This is a genomic window from Syntrophobacterales bacterium, assembly GCA_019429105.1.
GTDB lineage: Bacteria > Desulfobacterota > Syntrophia > Syntrophales > UBA5619 > DYTH01.
Genome location: JAHYJE010000049.1, coordinates 1 through 17,883, shown reverse-complemented (window position 1 = coordinate 17,883; position 17,883 = coordinate 1). Strand labels below are relative to the sequence as shown.

19 protein-coding genes are annotated in these 17,883 nt (G+C 56.2%); 12 read left to right on the top strand and 7 right to left on the bottom strand.

The window, feature by feature from the left end; all coding sequences use genetic code 11:
- The 3 genes from K0B01_13160 to K0B01_13150 all read right to left on the bottom strand — a co-directional run.
- Positions 1–157 (bottom strand): 4Fe-4S dicluster domain-containing protein (locus tag K0B01_13160; GenBank protein MBW6487088.1); only part of this gene is annotated, 157 nt, incomplete at its 3' end.
- 41 nt (positions 158–198) lie between these two features.
- On the bottom strand, positions 199–741 hold the full coding sequence (locus K0B01_13155; protein MBW6487087.1) for a (4Fe-4S)-binding protein: 543 nt from the start codon (positions 739–741) through the stop codon (positions 199–201).
- Positions 731–2,695 (bottom strand): aldehyde dehydrogenase, encoded by a 1,965-nt coding sequence (locus tag K0B01_13150; GenBank protein MBW6487086.1) that lies wholly within the window; start codon positions 2,693–2,695, stop codon positions 731–733. Before K0B01_13150 ends, K0B01_13155 begins: the two co-directional genes overlap by 11 nt.
- Before the next feature lie 279 nt (positions 2,696–2,974).
- Here K0B01_13150 and K0B01_13145 point away from each other — a divergent pair, with 279 nt between their 5' ends.
- A complete protein-coding gene (locus tag K0B01_13145; GenBank protein ID MBW6487085.1) occupies positions 2,975–3,433 on the top strand; it encodes a redoxin domain-containing protein in 459 nt (152 codons plus the stop codon).
- A gap of 1 nt (position 3,434) precedes the next feature.
- Here K0B01_13145 and K0B01_13140 read toward each other — a convergent pair whose 3' ends face one another.
- Both K0B01_13140 and K0B01_13135 read right to left on the bottom strand, forming a co-directional pair.
- A complete protein-coding gene (locus K0B01_13140) occupies positions 3,435–3,761 on the bottom strand; it encodes a hypothetical protein (protein ID MBW6487084.1) in 327 nt (108 codons plus the stop codon).
- A 56-nt stretch (positions 3,762–3,817) separates the two neighbouring features.
- Positions 3,818–4,348 carry a DUF3365 domain-containing protein gene (locus tag K0B01_13135; GenBank protein MBW6487083.1) on the bottom strand — a complete coding sequence of 177 codons (531 nt, stop codon included), beginning with the start codon at positions 4,346–4,348 and terminating at the stop codon, positions 3,818–3,820.
- Positions 4,349–4,352: 4 nt separating this feature from the next.
- On the opposite strand from K0B01_13135, the gene K0B01_13130 reads away from it, so the two are divergent.
- The 5 genes from K0B01_13130 (at position 4,353) to K0B01_13110 (ending at position 8,939) form a co-directional block, all read left to right on the top strand.
- On the top strand, positions 4,353–5,063 hold the full coding sequence (locus K0B01_13130) for a histidine phosphatase family protein (GenBank protein ID MBW6487082.1): 711 nt from the start codon (positions 4,353–4,355) through the stop codon (positions 5,061–5,063).
- Between the two features lie 107 nt (positions 5,064–5,170).
- Positions 5,171–6,382, top strand: a complete 1,212-nt coding sequence (locus tag K0B01_13125) for an acyl-CoA dehydrogenase family protein (protein MBW6487081.1) — start codon at positions 5,171–5,173, stop codon at positions 6,380–6,382.
- An 11-nt stretch (positions 6,383–6,393) separates the two neighbouring features.
- Entirely contained in the window at positions 6,394–7,080 is a 687-nt protein-coding gene (locus K0B01_13120; GenBank protein ID MBW6487080.1) for a TetR/AcrR family transcriptional regulator, read from the top strand.
- Positions 7,081–7,092: 12 nt separating this feature from the next.
- On the top strand, positions 7,093–8,160 hold the full coding sequence (locus tag K0B01_13115; protein ID MBW6487079.1) for a phosphotransferase family protein: 1,068 nt from the start codon (positions 7,093–7,095) through the stop codon (positions 8,158–8,160).
- Between the two features lie 17 nt (positions 8,161–8,177).
- On the top strand, positions 8,178–8,939 hold the full coding sequence (locus K0B01_13110; GenBank protein ID MBW6487078.1) for an SDR family oxidoreductase: 762 nt from the start codon (positions 8,178–8,180) through the stop codon (positions 8,937–8,939).
- An 89-nt stretch (positions 8,940–9,028) separates the two neighbouring features.
- Here the strand turns inward: K0B01_13110 and K0B01_13105 are convergent, their stop codons facing one another.
- Positions 9,029–10,480: a pyruvate carboxylase subunit B gene (locus K0B01_13105; GenBank protein MBW6487077.1), complete on the bottom strand. Its 1,452-nt coding sequence runs from the start codon at positions 10,478–10,480 to the stop codon at positions 9,029–9,031.
- A gap of 117 nt (positions 10,481–10,597) precedes the next feature.
- The gene (locus K0B01_13100; protein ID MBW6487076.1) at positions 10,598–12,082 is read right to left on the bottom strand and encodes an FAD-dependent thymidylate synthase; all 1,485 of its coding nucleotides are present in this window, start codon (positions 12,080–12,082) and stop codon (positions 10,598–10,600) included.
- Positions 12,083–12,243: 161 nt separating this feature from the next.
- Between K0B01_13100 and K0B01_13095 the strand changes: the two genes are divergently transcribed.
- The 6 genes from K0B01_13095 to K0B01_13070 are packed head-to-tail and all read left to right on the top strand — an operon-like array spanning position 12,244 to position 17,854.
- A complete protein-coding gene (locus tag K0B01_13095; protein ID MBW6487075.1) occupies positions 12,244–12,489 on the top strand; it encodes an AbrB/MazE/SpoVT family DNA-binding domain-containing protein in 246 nt (81 codons plus the stop codon).
- Entirely contained in the window at positions 12,486–12,896 is a 411-nt protein-coding gene (locus K0B01_13090) for a PIN domain-containing protein (protein ID MBW6487074.1), read from the top strand. The genes K0B01_13095 and K0B01_13090 overlap by 4 nt, the downstream gene beginning before the upstream one ends.
- A gap of 35 nt (positions 12,897–12,931) precedes the next feature.
- A complete protein-coding gene (locus tag K0B01_13085) occupies positions 12,932–13,552 on the top strand; it encodes a site-2 protease family protein (protein MBW6487073.1) in 621 nt (206 codons plus the stop codon).
- Positions 13,553–13,566: 14 nt separating this feature from the next.
- A complete protein-coding gene (locus tag K0B01_13080; protein MBW6487072.1) occupies positions 13,567–14,274 on the top strand; it encodes an ABC transporter ATP-binding protein in 708 nt (235 codons plus the stop codon).
- Positions 14,275–14,278: 4 nt separating this feature from the next.
- Complete coding sequence (locus K0B01_13075; GenBank protein MBW6487071.1) at positions 14,279–16,642, top strand: ABC transporter permease; 2,364 nt, start codon at positions 14,279–14,281, stop codon at positions 16,640–16,642.
- Between the two features lie 3 nt (positions 16,643–16,645).
- Positions 16,646–17,854: an HlyD family efflux transporter periplasmic adaptor subunit gene (locus tag K0B01_13070; GenBank protein ID MBW6487070.1), complete on the top strand. Its 1,209-nt coding sequence runs from the start codon at positions 16,646–16,648 to the stop codon at positions 17,852–17,854.
- Positions 17,855–17,883: the final 29 nt, after the last annotated feature.

The window sequence follows — 17,883 nt, the reverse complement described above, 5'->3', positions numbered from 1 at the left end:
TGGCCTGACGGATGAGCTTGCGCATGCTGAACTTGATCACCCGATTCCACGGACAGACAGAGTCGCACATCCCGCATTGGTAGCAGAACTTGAAAACCTCCCCGCCGTTTTCCTTGATGACGTCTATTATCTCCCTGTAAGGAGCCACTGTCTCCATTGTGTTCCTCTATGATATTGTTTCGCCTTGACTTTTGCTGATCAGCACTTGCTGGACATTGATATCCGGGCAACGGTATCCGCGATCTTCTGCAATCCGTATTTGTCGATCATCGCTTCCAGGCCTGTTTCCACGTCTCCAAGCATTTCGCCTTCTTCGACTTCCTCTTCGCGCTCTTCGTAAACCAGGGCTTCATTGATGCACCACTGAACGCACAGGGGCTTCTCCTGGGGCGGATCGGACTCGCACATATCGCATTTCAGCGGCAGACCGGAATCCGGTTCCTTGAAAAGCGTCCGGGAGGGGCACGAAGCCCGGCAAAAGTCGCACTCGCCGTATTCCTTTCCGTCAATGACATATTTATCCCTCCCCATACATTCGGCGGAGGTATATTCCCCTGCGTAAACAGGAACATATATGTCCTTGAGGGGATCGCGTATCACCCGGATTCGTGATCTTTCCGGATTATTGCTGCTGTATTGCGGGTTAGCGTGAAAGGCGGAGCAGATCATCTCACAGGCCCGGCAGCCATTGCACTTGTCAACGACGACCTTGATTGTCTTGATTTTCTTCTTAACCTTCATTTTTTATGATCCCTCTTCGTTCCAAATCTTCGCCGACGAAATCCATCGCCAACTCATGTAAAGACTCTTTCGTGGGAATGCCTTGACTATTCCACCCCTTGAATTTGTAGTACTCATCCCGAAGCTGCTCTTCCAGCTCGGGGAATCTCTTCTTCCAATGGTCTTCAGGCGGCTTCTCATCGGCCCTTCTCAGGCCTCTTCGGCTGTTAATCGCCCGCACCAACGTCCGGTTCCGCCTCGCTATTTGCGATAGCTCGGCCTCGTCAATATCCATCCCGGTCGCCGCGGAGATGAAAAGCGGGTAATTGTGCATATGATAGGGAGGTTTCAGCGGAAATGACGATAAACCGGCGCATACCCCAAGGGCGTCATCGATGTAGTGCATCTTTTCCATCCAGTCAACAATTTCACAGGACATTCCAACCGTCGGGTAATAGGGATTGGAGTTTTCGCCGCGCGGTTCCCAGTCCAGAAAATACTGCTTGAATTTTTCGTCCGGAACCTGGAACCAATCCTTTACAAACTCTTCCCGCTCCTCTTTGGTGTTGAACGGCGCCTGGGGGAACTGTCCTTCAATCTGGGTAATGCCAATCTTTTCGCCGGTCGAATACATGAGAAAATAGATGGGATTCAGCATTCCCAGCTTGAGAGGAAGTTGCTCATGTTTCTTGATGTTATTGTGGGCGTAGGCCTCCGCGCCCTTGCCAATCTGCTGGGCGGCCCAATAGGTGCCATTGGCCAGAATATCGCCAATACCCTCGCGCCGCACAATTTTGTCGAGCAGCCAGTAAAATCTTTCCTTGTTGTCGGTCGGGAATCCCGGCATATTCTGGTCGGTCAGAATGCCGGCCTCGTAAAGCTCAACGGCGAAGGCCATGGTCTGCGGGGCGGAAAATGCGTCCACTCCATATTCCGTGGCTTTCTGGGCAATCTGGAAGCCAAACTCCAGATCGGACATGGCCGCCATCGTGTAGGTAAGTTTGGAGTAGCATTTCATCATATAGACCGGCGTATTGGGAACAGAAACAGTTGCCCCGCATTTCATCGGACAGTTATAACAACTTATCAACCGCTTCCGGGCGTTTTCCTGGGTTTCCCTCCAGGTTTTTTCGACTTCCTCTGTCCAGAAACCTTTTCTCCGAGTACGGGCATTCCCCCAGGCGAAATTCTCCGTATGCCACGACTCATCATGAATTGCCATCTCCTGCGGCGAGCCGAGTCCGGATAAAATGGCCGGCACCCCGGGAATAGGGTTTGTGGCGCGGAATTGAATATATTTCAGCACGTCGTTGGCAAGACTCATAAATTTGGCAGGATCGGCAACATTGATGTCCTTTGTTCCCCGGACGACTATCGCCTTTAAACCCTTGTCGCCCATAACGGCGCCCACTCCCCCCCGGCTGGCGCTGGAGCGGCCCTGCTCGATGGAGGCATAATAGACCCTGTTTTCCCCGGCCAGCCCGATGGAGACCACCTGGGCTTTCGGTTCTTTCAATTCCTGCCGGAGCAGCTCCGCCGTTTCGCCCGCGCCTTTCCCCTGCAGATGAGAGGCATCGCGTATTTCTACCTTGTCGTTGTTGATCCACAGATAAACAAGTTTGGGAGACCTGCCGCGAATGACCACCTTGTCATAACCCGCGTACTTCAATTCCGGGGCGAAAAACCCGCCCATCATCGAAAAAGCCATTAACCTGGTCTGGGGAGAAAGGGTGGTAACGATGGTGCGATTGGCGCCGGGGGCCGGGGTGCCGCATAAAAGACCGGTGCCGAAGATCAGCAGGTTTTCCGGAGAAAAGGGATCGGCATCGGCAGGAACCCTGTCCCATAAGAGCCTGGCATTGGTGCCCAGACCGCCCAGATGCAGCTCAGTCAATCCTGGATCAGTCTCCACCCTGTCAACGCTGCCCCGAGATAGATCAACTTCCAAATTAAAGCCTGTCTCTGCGTACCTCATTTTCTTCCCCTTCTAAATTATCTTGATTTGTAATGCATTTTTCGTTTGATAATGGAAAGGATCAAACCAAACCCCACCCCGCCGCGTCTTTCGAACAGATTTTACGGAGCGTGTCAAGAACTTTTTTAGAACCCTCAGCTTCAGCAAATCATAGGTCCTTACTGCGTCAAAAAACGACGTCAAGCATATCATTGACTAACCGACTCAACCATTGTATATTTTCCTGCAACGACAGTGCGTTTCGATGAAAGCAATTTGTCCGTCGCAAGGAGGCTTATTATGGATAGCACAACGAAAGTTGGTAAAAAGGTTAAGGATTTTACTCTAAAGGATCAGAACGGCCAGGATTTTCGGCTTTACGAATGCCGGGGTAAACGGGTGCTGCTCTCCTTTCATCCGCTGGCCTGGACGCCCGTCTGCGCCCAGCAGATGCAGTCCCTGGAGAAAAGTAAAAAGGCCCTGGACAAACTCAACACCGTCGCCCTCGGCCTCAGCATTGACAGCGTTCCCTGCAAGGCAGCCTGGGCCAAAAGCCTGAAAATCAAAAACACCCGGCTGCTCGCCGATTTCTGGCCGCACGGTGGGGTGGCCAAATCCCTGGGAATTCTCCGGGCCGAAGGCTTTTCAGAAAGGGCCAACATTATCCTGGATGAAGCGGGCAAGGTCATTTTCATCAAACTCTACCCGCTCCGGCAGCTTCCCGATATCGAGGAAATATTGGCGGCGCTGCGGGGCTGATTCAGCGCGTGATCTCCCCGATAGCCTTAACCATGTTCCCCATCTGTACATCCACCTTGCCGACGATTTTCCGCACCTCGCCCATCATCGCTTTGGCCTGGACGGAATTGTCGGCATTCTGTTTGGTCATCGAAGACATCTCTTCCAGCGAAGAGGATGTCTCTTCCAGCGAGGCCGCCTGTTCCGAGGTCCCTTCCGCCAATGCCTGGTTTGACGAGGAGATTTGACCGGCTGCCGCCGCCACCTGCTCGCCACCCTCGGCCAGCGCCGCTGCCACCCGTTGGATGGGGCGGATAACCACCCGGCCCAGCATGAGGTTGAGCAGCAAAATCTCCAGGATAATCCCCACGCCGAAGGCAATGAGGGAGTTTTAGCCAATCGCTTTCACCGCCATCTCGGCTCGGCATGGTCAGAGCGTAACGATACCGATACCGCGCCAAATACATCGTTCTCCTTGGCTGTATTGTGACAAGAAAGGCAGTCTTTTTTGGCAATAATGGGAAGAACAAACCGGATCAGGCTCTTGTCCCTGTAAACATTGAATGTTTCCTTACCTGTGGAGAGTGCCAGCTTCTCCATCTCATCCTGAGGCTGCCCCCCCTGACGCTCTTTGAACTGCGCGGCGACGGCAGGGTCCCGGACGGCATGAACGCTTTCCACATCCTTGCGCGCAGCGGTAGCTTTCAGAAACAGCCCCAAGCCATTCATATCGCCCGTTTCGCCATAAGCCGTCACGGTATCGCCGATCGTCACCGCGATCTGCCTGGAAGCGCTCAAGGTTTCTGCCTCCATCACCGCTCTGGTTTTGCTGTAAATCTGGTACGAAGCGGCCCCCAGGATCACGGTAAGGCTGACAAAAACGAGCGCTCGCTCTATAAAGTTATTGACACCCCTTACACCCTGTAGTAAAAGCATAGATATGGGAACTATCTACATGATCCGTCACGGACAGGCATCCTTTGGCAGCGAGGACTACGACCGCCTTTCCCCCAAGGGAATAATACAGTCCCGGGTGCTGGCCGAGTATCTTGCGGCAGTCGGCGTCGCCGCCGATATTCTTTATTCGGGCCAGATGAAAAGGCAGATCGACACGGCAAAACAGACGGTGGAAATGTATAAAAATGCCGTCCCCCCTATCCTGTCCCCCCGGATCGAAAAAGCCTTTAACGAGTATGGCTCTCAGGAAATTCTGCTGTCGTTTGTAAGGGAAATCGTCGGCGAGGAGTCCTCGTTGCCCGAAAACATCCTTCAGAAATATGCGGAAAAAAAGAAATTCCAGGAACTATTCGAGCAGGCTTTATCCGGCTGGGCAACCGGAAAATACAAAAAGGAAGGCCTCCCCACCTGGGAGGAATTTACCTCTCGAGTCTGGAACGGAATAGAAAAGATCATCAATGATCATCCTGCGGGCAGGACAATCCTCATCTTCACCTCGGGCGGGCCCATTTCCGCGGCCCTCCAGCGGGCGCTTAAACTTTCCAACGAGGAGACGATCCGGCTGGGCTGGCAGATAGCCAACGCCTCGATAACAAAATTTCTTTACAAGGGTGATCGCTTTACCATCGCGTCATTCAATGAAACCGCCCACCTGTCCCTCCGGAGGGAGCAGGAGCTCGTCACATACCGGTAGATGATTGATGTCTGTTTACATTTAGCAGCACTGCGAGTGCGTCAGGCTTCAGCCTGACTGCATGAGCAGTTTACTTGCAGATAATAACTTTTTTCTTTCAGGAGGCAATGATGGATTTTTCGCTATCGGAAAAGATGCAGGCCATAACCGGCATGATCAGGGAATTTGTTGACCGGGAATTGATCCCGTTGGAGGCGGAATATTTAAAGAAGCCCTTCCGGGAGCTGCTCCCCGTTCTCGAAGAAAAACGGGCAATGGTCAAGCGGATGGAGCTCTGGGCTCCCAACCAGCCGCAGGAATACGGCGGCCTGGGGCTGAGCCTCCTGGAGCACGGTCTCGTCTCGGAGGAACTCGGGCGGACGCCCATTGGCCATTACGTCTTCGGTTGCCAGGCGCCCGACGCCGGAAATATGGAAATACTCTACAAATATGGGAACGAGGCGCAAAAAGAACGCTGGCTGAAACCCCTCGTCGCCGGTCAAATCCGGAGCTGTTTTTCGATGACGGAGGTTAATCTCGCCGGTTCCAACCCCGTCATGATGGACACAACCGCGGTAAAAGACGGCGACTTCTATGTGATTAACGGCCAGAAATGGTACACCTCATCCGCGGACGGCTCGGCCTTCGCCATTGTCATGGCGGCAACCAACCCTGAAGCCCCGCCGCACCTGCGGGCCAGCATGATCATCGTTCCGACCGACACGCCGGGCTTTAACCTGGTGCGCAACATCCCCGTCATGGGGCACGCAGGGGATGATTATTTCAGCCACGCGGAGATCCTCTATCAGTCCTGCCGCGTACCGCAGAAAAACCTGCTCGGCCCCGAAGGAATGGGCTTCGTGATCGCCCAGGAGCGTCTCGGCCCGGGGCGTATCCACCACTGCATGCGCTGGCTCGGGGTTTGCAGCCGCGCCTTCGATCTGATGTGCAAAAGGGCGTCGGAGCGGATTATCACCTCCGACGGAAAAACGCTTGCCTCCAAACAGATTATCCAGGCGTGGATCGCCGAATGCGCCGCCGCTATCCAGGGGGCGCGGCTGATGACGCTCAATGCGGCGTGGAAGATCGACAATCTGGGGGTAAAAGAGGCCCGCGAGGATATTTCGCTGATCAAGTTCCATGTGGCCGGAGTAATGCAGAACGTTGTCGATCGCGCCCTGCAGGTGCACGGCGGACTGGGAATGACCGACGATGTCATCATCCCGTTTTTTTACCGCCATGAACGGGCGGCCCGTATCTACGACGGCGCCGACGAGGTGCACAAGATGTCCGTTGCCCGGCGGATCTTGCGGGAATACGTCGGCAAAACCGTTAAATAAAGGAACAGGCCATGCGCGGTTTCCAGACATTCAAAAATTCGGCGAACCTCTCCAGCGAGCAGATCTGCAGTGAGTTCCTGAACGCAAACCGAGAGCAGATCCGGATAAAGAAGGATGAAACCGCGGTCCGCAACCTTGTCCGAATCTTCGACTCAACGCTTGCGCTCAGCAGCAGCAAGGGCTTTCAGGCGATGAGCGTGCGCGATCTGGCCCGCGAGGCGAACCTCAGCATGGGGGCGCTCTATTCATACTTCAAAAGCAAGGAAGAACTGCTCGCCATGATCCGCAGCTTCGGCAGCCGGCTGATGAATACGGCGCTATCAGGCGAGATAAGATCGGATTCCGCTCCCGGAGAACGGCTGGTTCAGGCGATCGAGGCCCATCTATACATGAGCGAAATCATGAAGCCCTGGTTCTACTTCAATTACATGGAGGCCAAAAACCTCCGGCGGGAGGAGCAGAAAAAGGCCATCGAGATGGAGCTATACACAGAGGGCATCTTTGTGGAAATCATCAAAGACGGGATCGCGGCGGGATGTTTCCGGGCGATTGAGCCAACCCTGACCGCCGCGGTTTTAAAGGCGATGCTTCAGGACTGGTACCTGAAGCCCTGGAAATACCAGAAACGCGCCGTCTCGGTGGAAGACTACGCCCGTTTTCTGATTGAAATGATGGACCATTTTCTGAAGGAAAGCTGAAGGAGGGCTACAATGGATGTCGCGGATGAGACACGCCCGATTCGCGAGGGCGAAGAGTTCGACATAAAAAGGGTGGAGCAGTTTCTCAAGGACAATATCCCGCAATTGAAGGGCGCACTCACGGTATCCCAGTTTCCCGGCGGACACTCCAATCTCACCTACCTGATTCGCGTAGGCGACCGCGAGCTGGTCTTCCGCAGACCGCCGTTGGGCCGCAAGGCAAAAACAGCCCACGACATGGGGCGGGAGTTCCGGATGCTCCAGGCGCTCCGCCCGGCCTTCCCCTATTGCCCGGAGCCGCTTGCCTACACCGATGACGAGACGCTTATCGGCTGCCCCTTTTACGTCATGGAGCGGATAAAGGGGCTGATCATCCGCCGGGATTTGCCGAAATCGCTCGCGCTCCAGCCAAAAGAAGCGGCCCGGCTTTGTGAAAAACTGATCGCTGTCTTCGTGGAGCTGCACCAGGTCGATTACCGGAAAATAGGCCTGGAAGACTTCGGCAAGCCGGCGGGTTACGTCAAAAGGCAGGTTGAGGGGTGGTCGGAACGCTATCGGACGGCAAAAACGCCCGACGCCCCCGATTTTGAGGACGTAATGGCCTGGCTGCACGAAAAGATGCCGCCGGAAAGTCCGCATGTTTCGGTGATCCACAACGACTACCGTTTTGACAACGTGGTTTTGCACCCCGACGATCCGTTTCGGATAGTCGGCGTCCTCGACTGGGAAATGGCGACGATCGGCGATCCGCTGATGGATCTCGGCGGGGCGCTGGCCTACTGGACCAATCACGACGACCCGCCCGCCATGCAGGCCATCCGGATGATTCCGACGCACCTGCCCGGAATGTTTACGCGGCAGGAGTTTATCAAACGCTACTCGGAGCGGATGGGAATACCCGTTGAAAAAAGCGATTTCTACTATTGTTTCGGAATGTTCCGGCTGGCCGGAATCGTCCAGCAGATTTACTGGCGCTTCTACCACGGCCAGACCAAAGACGAGCGCTTTAAACTGATGATCGCCGCCGTTCAGGTTCTCGAAGCAGCTTGCAAACGGCTGATCGAGAAATCGGTACTGTAACACTTAAAAAGGAGAAAATGATGGATCTATTCAGTCTGAAAGGAAAAACGGCATTGATAACCGGCGCCAGTCGCGGCATCGGCGAGGCTATCGCCAAAATACTCTCCGCCCACGGGGCCCGGGTGATTCTGGTCAGCAGAAGACCGGAAAACCTCCAGCGCGTGGAGACGAAAATCAGGGAGGCAGGCGGCGAGGTGGAATCGCTCGTCTGTAACATGGGGGACATCGAGCAGATTCAGACATTGTTTGCCGAAGTCGCGAAGCGCTTCCCCAAGCTCGACATTCTGGTGAACAACGCCGGCGCCAACCCGTCCTTCGGGGACGCGTTGAGCATCGAGGAAAGGGCCTGGGACAAAACCTTTGCCGTCAACCTGAAGGGACCCTTTTTTGCCTGTCAGTGCGCCGCCCGACTGATGCAGAAATCAGGCGGGGGGGCAATCGTCAATGTCGCATCGATAAACGGCGTCCGGCCCGCGCTTTTTCAGGGGGTTTACTCGATTACCAAGGCGGGGGTCATCTCCATGACGAAGGTCTATGCCCGAGAGCTTGCCCCGTACCACATCCGGGTAAATGCCCTGCTGCCGGGGCTCACCGACACCAAATTCGCCTCCGCGCTGACGCAAAGCGAGGAAATCATGAAGATCGCGCTGCCGATGATCCCGTTGGGGCGAATCGCCCAGCCGGCGGAAATGGCCGGGGCTGTGCTGTATCTCGTCTCCGATGCGGCATCCTACACAACGGGGATGTGCCTGACGGTTGACGGCGGCATGCTGGCATAGGATCAAAAATGCCTCCGGCAAAACGGGGCGCTGTGTTAAGGCGCCCTGTGCCGCCGGGGGCAATGACTTACCGGCTGATATTTACCTGTCTATTTTCCCTTGCCCTCTTCCACCACCGGGGCAGGCATTACACTGTCCGGCATCGGTTCCACCCCGTATTTCCATTTCAAAAACTGCTCGCCGGTCGCCGGGTATAGTGCGTAAGTAAGCAGATCTTCATCATTTTTCGCAAGTTCTCCGATCTTCGCCCTGGCGTCTGCCAGTTCCGGCTCGATATAATCGGCGGGCCGGCCGGTAATCGGCGTCTGACCGCGCTTGTTGCGCTTCAAAACGACCTTCTGCACCTCGGGATCAATGGGGGTCGGCGTTTTTCCGTACAAACCGTAAATCAGGTCCTTGAACTGGTTGTTAATCATCTTGTACCGGCCGGCCACGACATTCATCACCGCCTGCACGCCGACAATCTGGGAGGTCGGGGTAACCAGGGGCGGGGTGCCCGCTTCCGTCCTGGTCCGCGGAATCTCGGCATAAACCTCGCCAATGCGATCCAGGGCGTTCATCCCCCGGAGCTGACTAACCAGATTGGAGATCATGCCGCCGGGGATCTGGTGTTCCAGGACGCCAGCGTCGATCAGGGAAAGCGTATTCGATGCCAGATTCTGCTTATACTTGGGGGCAATTTTCTCCAGGTGGTCGCCCATTTTGATCAGCTTGTGCAGATTCATGCCGGTGTCCCGCTTTGTCCCCTGCAGAGCTACCATCAAGGGTTCGATGGCCGGCATCGAGGTGCGCAGCGCGTAGGGGGCAAGGCAGGTATCGACAATGTCCACGCCGGCCTCGATCGCCTTGATATAGGCCATCGACGCCATCCCGCTTGTGTAGTGCGTGTGCAGGTGCAGGGGAACCTTGACGACCTTCTTCATTTCCGTAATCAGATCATAGATATCGTAAGGAGAGATGATCCCGGCCATGTCCTTGATGCAGACGCTGTCCGCCCCCATCGCCTCCAGTTTTTTGGCGAGATTGACGTAGTACTCCATGTTGAACACCGGCCCGCCCAGATGACGTTCCGTCAGGGAATAGGAAATCGCCCCCTCGAAATGCTTGCCGTTCGCCTTGATCCGCTCGACCACCGTCTCGAAGTTGCGCAGGTCGTTGAGGGCGTCGAAAACGCGGAACACGTCAATCCCCGCATCGCAGGCCTTATCGACGAAGAGCCGGGCCACGTCGTCGGCGTAATTGCGGTACCCGACCAGATTCTGCCCCCGCAGCAGCATGGAAAATGGCGTCTTTTTTATGTATTTTTTGAGGGTTTTCGGCCTCTCCCAAGGATCCTCGCCAAGGAAACGATGCATTGTGTCAAACGTGGCGCCGCCCCACACCTCCATCGCCCAAAAACCAGTCTCATCCATCTGTTCGGCAATGGGCAGCATGTCTTCCGTCCGCATCCGCGTCGCATAGATGGACTGGTGCCCATCGCGAAATGTATTGTCCTGTATCTTCACAGGATTAACAGGTCCATCCTTCATGACATCAATCATCCTTGTCTCCTCTCCTTTGTCATCATATTTATAAAAACGGGCCATCCGCGATCCCGGACATGCTTAACAGAAGCGCGCCTCAATTACAACATCAACAATGGGCTGCCGAGCCGTCCCTCATTCCCCCTTGCCGAATACGCCCGCATGGATAGCGGCAAATTCATCCTTGCCGCCGGCAAGCAGCGAGGCGAGCGGCAGCGCCTCTTTTCCGAGACTTACCATTCTTGCCGCCATCTGGCGGACATCCCACTGGGCGTGACGATCAGCGCGAACACGGGCAATATGGTAAAGCTCCCGGGCGTTTACAGTCATGATGACCCGGCGGCGGTGGGCATTGGTCAGGAGATAGGCGGCGGCAGCCGGGCCCGTTTCCGCTATCTTCCGGGCAACCTTTTCCGCTTCGAGACACAGCTTGCGCAAGTCAGCCTCCCTGCCGATAGCCATCACGGCCGGAGGAATCGTCACCCCGAGCGCCGGGTTATACCCCTGAGCTGAAAGCGTCGCCATTCTGTGGCGCTTCAACTGAGCATAGCAGGAAGCGCTGCAGACAAGTTCAAACGTCAAAGACGCGTGCTCAAACTCCCGGGGTGCGACGTCGTGGGCACTCATTTTCTGAAGCGCCGTTTTGAAAAGCCCCCCTTTTTCGCTTAAGGTCATCCCCTCGACGATGCGGGAACACTCCGCAAAAGAGAGGTTGGAGGCGGACATCAACAGCGCCGCCGCGATTTTGTCATCTCCCCGGGGGTCAAAAGAAAGCAGGCGGACAACGCCCTGCGCCTCGCCGTCATCCACTTTTCCTGCATAGTCGGATATTTTGTCGGCCAGCCGCTCCATATCCGCATGCAGTTCCCCTGCCCTTTCCCGGTCGTAGGGGGTGGGGCGGGTGTAGCGGACAAGGGACGGGGCGATGCCGCTTACCGCCTCATACAGCATGCCGCTAAACCTTCTCGCCTCGGCGAGGGGCGAGGCGGCAAGACGGCGGATCATCAGTTCGGCATTCCGGGCGTTGATCGTCATCCCCAGTTGCGTCTCGGTCGCCAGCGCCAGACAGTAGCGGGCATCCTCCTTGGCCCAGCCCTCCAGCAAAGCCGCATTCGCCGGATCGGCGGCAAGTTCTTTATTTTTTTCGAATACATACGGCCTGAGCTGCCCATATAGTTCCCGGTAAAAGGCGTTCTGCCGGCGGATGACGGCAACAAAAAGCTCCTCCAATCCGGCGCCGCGAACCTCATCCGGAATGACGAAATCATCGGCGAGCAGCACATAACGCTGCGATTTTTCAGTATAGGAGACAAGCCGCGCTCGCTCTATTTCTTCGACAAGCAGCCTGGACACGCCGATAATGTCGATGTTGAAGACGGCGTGTTCGGCAATCGAGCTGTGTCCCATCTCAAAGACAATATTTTTATTGGAGAGACGGGCCTTTTCCACCTCGCCCCGCGCGCTCGCCCGCAACTCGTTCACCGGCGCCGGATTACGGCTGATCCGCGCATAGGCGGCAGCGATCGTCTCCGGCGTCAGATCACGGCGTTCCGGCTGCAAGTATTGAAACTCATTTATAATATCACGGTCTATGTTGTGCCCGGCAAGAATAATCTTCACGTCCGACAAATCTCCCTTCTGGTCTGGAAAAGTGAGCACACCTTATCATTGCCGGCGTTTCACCACAAGAAAATCTTATCCCGCTGTCATCAATAGTGTTTGACAAAACACATATCCTTACATATTATCAGCAGTAAGAAACATAGACGGAGGTTTGAATTATGCTCTCTACAGTTACCACAAAGGGGCAGGTAACGATCCCCAAATACATTCGGGACGCACTGCGTATCGAGCCCAATGACCGGGTTGCCTTTCTCCGCGAGGGAGATCGAATAGTCATCCAGCCGCTCCGCACCCTTAAGTCTCTGCGGGGGGCGGTGAAAGCCAAACCAGCATCTTCGTTCGCCGCTGAACGTTCTCAGGCCAAAGACGCCCTTGCCGAACGGATAACGGGTGAAGTGAAATGAACAGTTGCTTTGTCGATACGAACCTTTTTGTCCGCTACCTCACCGACGACGATGCCGAAAAAGCCGACCGCGTCGAGGCGCTTCTCGTTGAGGCATCCGCGGGCAGGATGAAACTTGTCACAGCCGATATCGTCATCGTTGAATTGATCTGGGTGCTCGAGTCGTCATACGCCCTGAGGCATGGAGAGATCACGCCGATGATTCGCTCCATCCTGGCGACGCCGGGGCTGGATGTGGTAAACGCTCCCCTCGTGAGCAGGGCGTTGGAGCTGTACGAAGAAAAAAACATCGACATCGTTGATGGCTACATAGCCGCCCTGATGGAAAAAATGCATATCGGGGACGTCTATTCCTTTGATCGTAAACACCTTTCACGCGTAGACACCATAAAACGAATCGAGCCCTGACCTTTTTCAGGGAGAACATTCATGGAGAAAAATGAATGGGACTGGTAAATCTGTTGTTCAAGGATCCGCTGTCGTTTCTGCTGGTGGCGGTTCCGCTTCTGTATGCGATTATTTTTCACGAACTGGCCCACGGCTGGGTCGCCTGGAAGCTGGGGGATCCGACGGCAAAAAACGCGGGCCGGCTGACCTTGAACCCGCTTGGCCACCTTGAGCCGATCGGTACGCTGATGCTGCTTTTCGTCGGCTTCGGCTGGGCCAGGCCGGTGCCGATCAATATGGGCTATATCCGCACCCGCTCCGGGCTGATCATGGTCGCGGCGGCCGGCATTGTTGCCAACATGATCATGGCTTTTATCTCAGTTTTGCTGTTCAGGCTGCTGGCGCCGGAATCTTCCAGTTCGCTCGGCCTGCTTTTGTACTACATGACGCAGATCAACATCATGCTCGCGGCGTTCAACCTGATCCCGATCCCGCCCCTGGACGGCTCAAAGATCCTGATGGGGTTTCTGTCATCCCGGGCCCAGTACGCCCTCGCCCGCCTCGAACCATACGGATTTTTCATTATCATCGGTCTTCTGTACATCGGGGCGCTTGACCCGGTGATCAAGTTTTTTCGGTGGATCATCTTGACAATTATCGGGTTTTTTATTTTCTGAACAATGGTCTGTAGATGAGCGACACGGTATTTCAGGTAACAAATCTCGCCAAGGTGTATCTGATGGGAGAGGTTGAGGTTCATGCCCTCCGGGGGGCGAATCTCGAGATCTTTACCGGGGAGCTGGTGGTGCTGCTCGGCCCCTCGGGAAGCGGAAAATCAACGCTTTTGAACATCATCGGCGGTTTGGACACGGCGACCAGCGGGACGGTGTTTTACCGGGAAAAGGAACTGACGTCCGCCGGCGAACGGGAGCTGACCGAATATCGCCGCACCAGTGTCGGGTTCGTTTTTCAATTTTACAACCTGATCCCCAGTCTGAACGCGCTGGAAAACGTTGCCGTCGTCACCGAGATCGCCCACAACCCGATGAAACCCCAAGAGGCGCTGACGCTGGTCGGCTTGGGCGAGCGGCTCGACCATTTTCCCGCCCAGCTTTCCGGAGGCGAGCAGCAGCGGGTCGCAATCGCCCGCGCGATTGCGAAGAATCCGGCGGTGCTGCTCTGCGACGAGCCGACCGGCGCGCTCGATTCCCAAACAGGAATCGTCGTCCTCGAGGTCCTTGAAAGAATCAACCGGGAGCTGGGCACGGCAACCGTTATCATCACCCACAACGCCGACATCGCCGGGATGGCGGACCGGGTCATCCATTTAAGCAACGGCCTCATCACGGAAATTGCGGAAAACAAGGTCAAAAAATCGTCAAGTGAACTTCAGTGGTGAGGGCGTGAAGTCGCTCGATCGAAAAATATTCCGGGATATCCTGCACCTCAAGGGGCAGGTCTTCGCGATCACCCTCGTAGTTGTAAGCGGTCTGGCAACCTTCATCATGTTCATCAGCACGATCGATTCCCTTTCGCTTACCCGGGACGCCTTCTACCGCGACTACCGGTTTGCCGACGTTTTTGTCTCGCTGAAGCGGGCGCCGGAGAGCCTGAAGCAAAAAATAGCCGAAATTCCCGGCGTTTCCCTTGTCGAAACAAGGGTCTGCGGTTATGCCAAACTCGACGTCGCCGGTTTTGCCGAACCGGTCACGGCCCGGCTCGTGTCGCTGCCGGAGGAGGGCGAACCGCTCTTGAACCGTCTCTACTTGCGAAAGGGCAGACTGGCCGACCCGACCCGGGAAAACGAGGTCGTAATCAACGAAAGCTTCGCCCTCGCCCACCGTTTTGAACCAGGCAACGGTTTTGCGGCGATCATCAACGGCAAGCGCAAGGAACTGGTAATTGTCGGCATCGCCCTTTCCCCGGAGTTCGTACTCTTGATGCGGCCGGACGCGACCAGCCCCGATTTTAAGCGATACGGGGTGCTCTGGCTGGGACGCAAGGCCCTTGCCCGATCGTACGACATGGACGGCGCCTTCAACGACGTCGTTCTGACCCTGTCGAAAAACGCCCGCTCCAGCGACGTTATCGCCGCGCTCGACGCCACCGTCGATTCCTCCGGGGGACTGGGCGCCCACCCCCGCAAGGATCAGATCTCCCACCGGCTTCTGACCGGCGAGTTTCAGCAGCTCCGCCAGAGCGCCCGGATCTTTCCGACGATCTTCATCTTCGTCGCCGCCTTTCTTTTGAACGTCGTCATGAGCCGGACGATCAACATGCAGCGCGAGCAGATCGGCATCCTGAAGGCGTTCGGCTACACGAACGCCGCCATCGGCGTCCATTACGCGAAGCTGGTCGTTCTGATCATCCTGCCTGGTCTCTGCGGCGGCGTGGCGGCCGGAATCTGGTTCGGCCGGATGCTGGGCGACATCTACATGGCCGTTTACCGTTTCCCCATGCTTATCTATACCTTATATCCCCATGTCGTCATTGAGGCGCTGGTAATCAGCATCCTTGCGGCTCTGGCCGGCACGCTCTTTTCCCTTGCCCGGGCCGCCCGACAGCCCCCCGCCGAGGCGATGCGGCCCGAGCCGCCCGCCCGCTATCGGGTGACATTTCTCGAAAAGACGATCGTCGGCCGCCTGCTTTCACAGCCCTCCCGGATGATTCTGCGGAACCTCTCCCGCAAACCGGTCAGAACCATGCTTTCGATAATCGGGATCGCCGTCGCCTGCGCGACAATGATCGCCAGCGGTTTCTTCAAGGATTCCGTAAACTTCATAATTGATGTCCAGTTTATCCGCTCGCAGAAGGAGGATATGAGAATAAGCTTCGTCGAGACTTCTTCCTTTAAGACCTTGTACGAACTGAAGAATCTCCCGGGGGTGCGAAATGCCGAGGGCTATCGCCGGGTCCCGGCGCGGTTCGTCTCCGGTCATAAAAGCTACCGGACGGCAATCTACGGGATCGAACCGGAAAGCCGTCTGCATCTGCTTTTGGACACGAATCTGCAGCGGGTGGAGATTCCGCCCGAAGGCATTGTTATCAATGACTATCTGGCCAAAATGCTCGACATCCGGACCGGCGATCTGCTGACCGTCGAGATTCTCGAAGGGGCAAAACCGGTACGCCGGATTCAGGTCGCAGGCACGGCCAAGCTTTTTCTCGGCGTGCTGGGATACATGGATACGGGCGCTCTCAACCGTCTGCTGCGGGAGGGAAACGCGCTTTCCGGCGCGTATCTGCTGACCGACTCCCTGCAAAACGAGGCGCTCTACCGTCAATTCACCGACATGCCGAGGGTGGGCGGGATTGTTATTAGACGCAATGATATCAAAAACTTCCACGATGTCCAGGCGCGGGGGATGCTCTTTTTCACGTTCATTGCGACGCTGATGGCCTGCTCGATCGCCTTCGGTGTTGTCTATAACAGTGCCCGGATAGCATTTTCAGAACGAAGCCGTGAACTTGCAAGTCTCAGGGTACTGGGATACACGCGCGGGGAGATATCGTATATCCTGCTGGGTGAGCTGGGGCTGCTCACGCTTGCCGCTCTGCCGCTGGGCTTTATCGCCGGGCGCCTTTTGTGCGCGTATATCGCCGGGGCGCTCGCCTCCGATCTGTTTCGCGTTCCCCTGATAATAGAAATGCATACATACGCACTGGCCGCGGCCGTCGTGCTGATATCGGCCTCCTTTTCGGGGCTAATCGTCCGGCGCCGCTTAGACACGCTCGATCTTGTCGAAGTATTGAAAACGAAGGAATAAATTATGAAAGCTGCCACACGAAGAACGCTTCTTTTGACCGTCATCATCCTCGCCGTTATCCTGGCGACAATTTACGGTTTTCTGCCGAAACCCGTCGCGGTCGAACTCGTCGCGGCGGCGCGGGCGCCGCTCCGGGTGGCAATCGAGGAGGAGGGGCGCACCCGGCTGAAGGAGAGGTTTCTCGTTTCGGCGCCGGTTGCCGGATATATTACCCGCAATCGATTGAACGTGGGGGATGCCCTCCGCAAGGGACAGGTTCTGGTTTCTATAGAACCGCCCCGGTCGCAGCCGTTAGACAGGCGCACCCGCGAGGAGGGGGATGCCCTCGAACTCGCAGCGGAAGCCGGATTCAAGGCGGCACGGGAAAAGGAACAGGCCGCGCAGGCCGATGTCGAGTATAGCGAAAAGCGGGTCGAACGAATAAGGAATTTATATTTAAAACGGTATGTTGCAAAGGATCAGCTCGATCAGACGGAGGCAGCGGCAAAGAAGGCGAAGGCCGTTCAGCTCGCAGCCGCGGCCGCGGCTGAAGCCTCCCGCTTCGAGCTTGAACGGGCAAAAGCGGCGCTTAAAAACGTCTTTCCCCGCGGAAACCAGGAAAAGCCGGAAACCCTGAAGGTTGCCTCGCCGTTAGACGGGGTTGTCTTCCGGGTGCTGCGCAAAAGCGAGGGGCCCGTCAGCGCCGGCGAGCCGCTCCTGGAGATCGGCGATGTCCGGGCGCTTGAAGTCCGCGTCGAGGTGCTTTCCTCCGACGCGGTGAGGATAAAAAAGGGAACAAAGGCGGTTTTTAAACGCTGGGGCGGCGAGGATACTCTGGAAGGGGTTGTCCGCACCGTAGAGCCGGCGGGCTTCACCAAGATCTCGAGCCTCGGCGTCGAGGAGCAGCGGGTGCTGGTGCTTGCGGATATTGTTTCCCCTCCGGAAACATGGCGCGCCGTCGGCGACGGCTACCGCCTCGATGCGAGTTTTATCGTCTGGGAAAAAGAGGACGTTTTGCAGGTTCCGGTCGGGGCGCTGTTCCGTTCCGGTCAGAACTGGGCCGTTTTCGTTGACGAAAACGGGCGGGCGCGGCAGCGAGTCCTGAAAATCGGTCGGCGCAACGGCCTGGCGGCAGAGGTTGTCTCCGGCCTGAAGGAAGGCGAGCGGGTCATCACCCATCCCGACGATGCGGTAAAAGATGGCGTGCGCATCACCGGAGAGGCAGGTCTTTAATTTAAGCGTTTTGCACTCGCAAGCTGGCT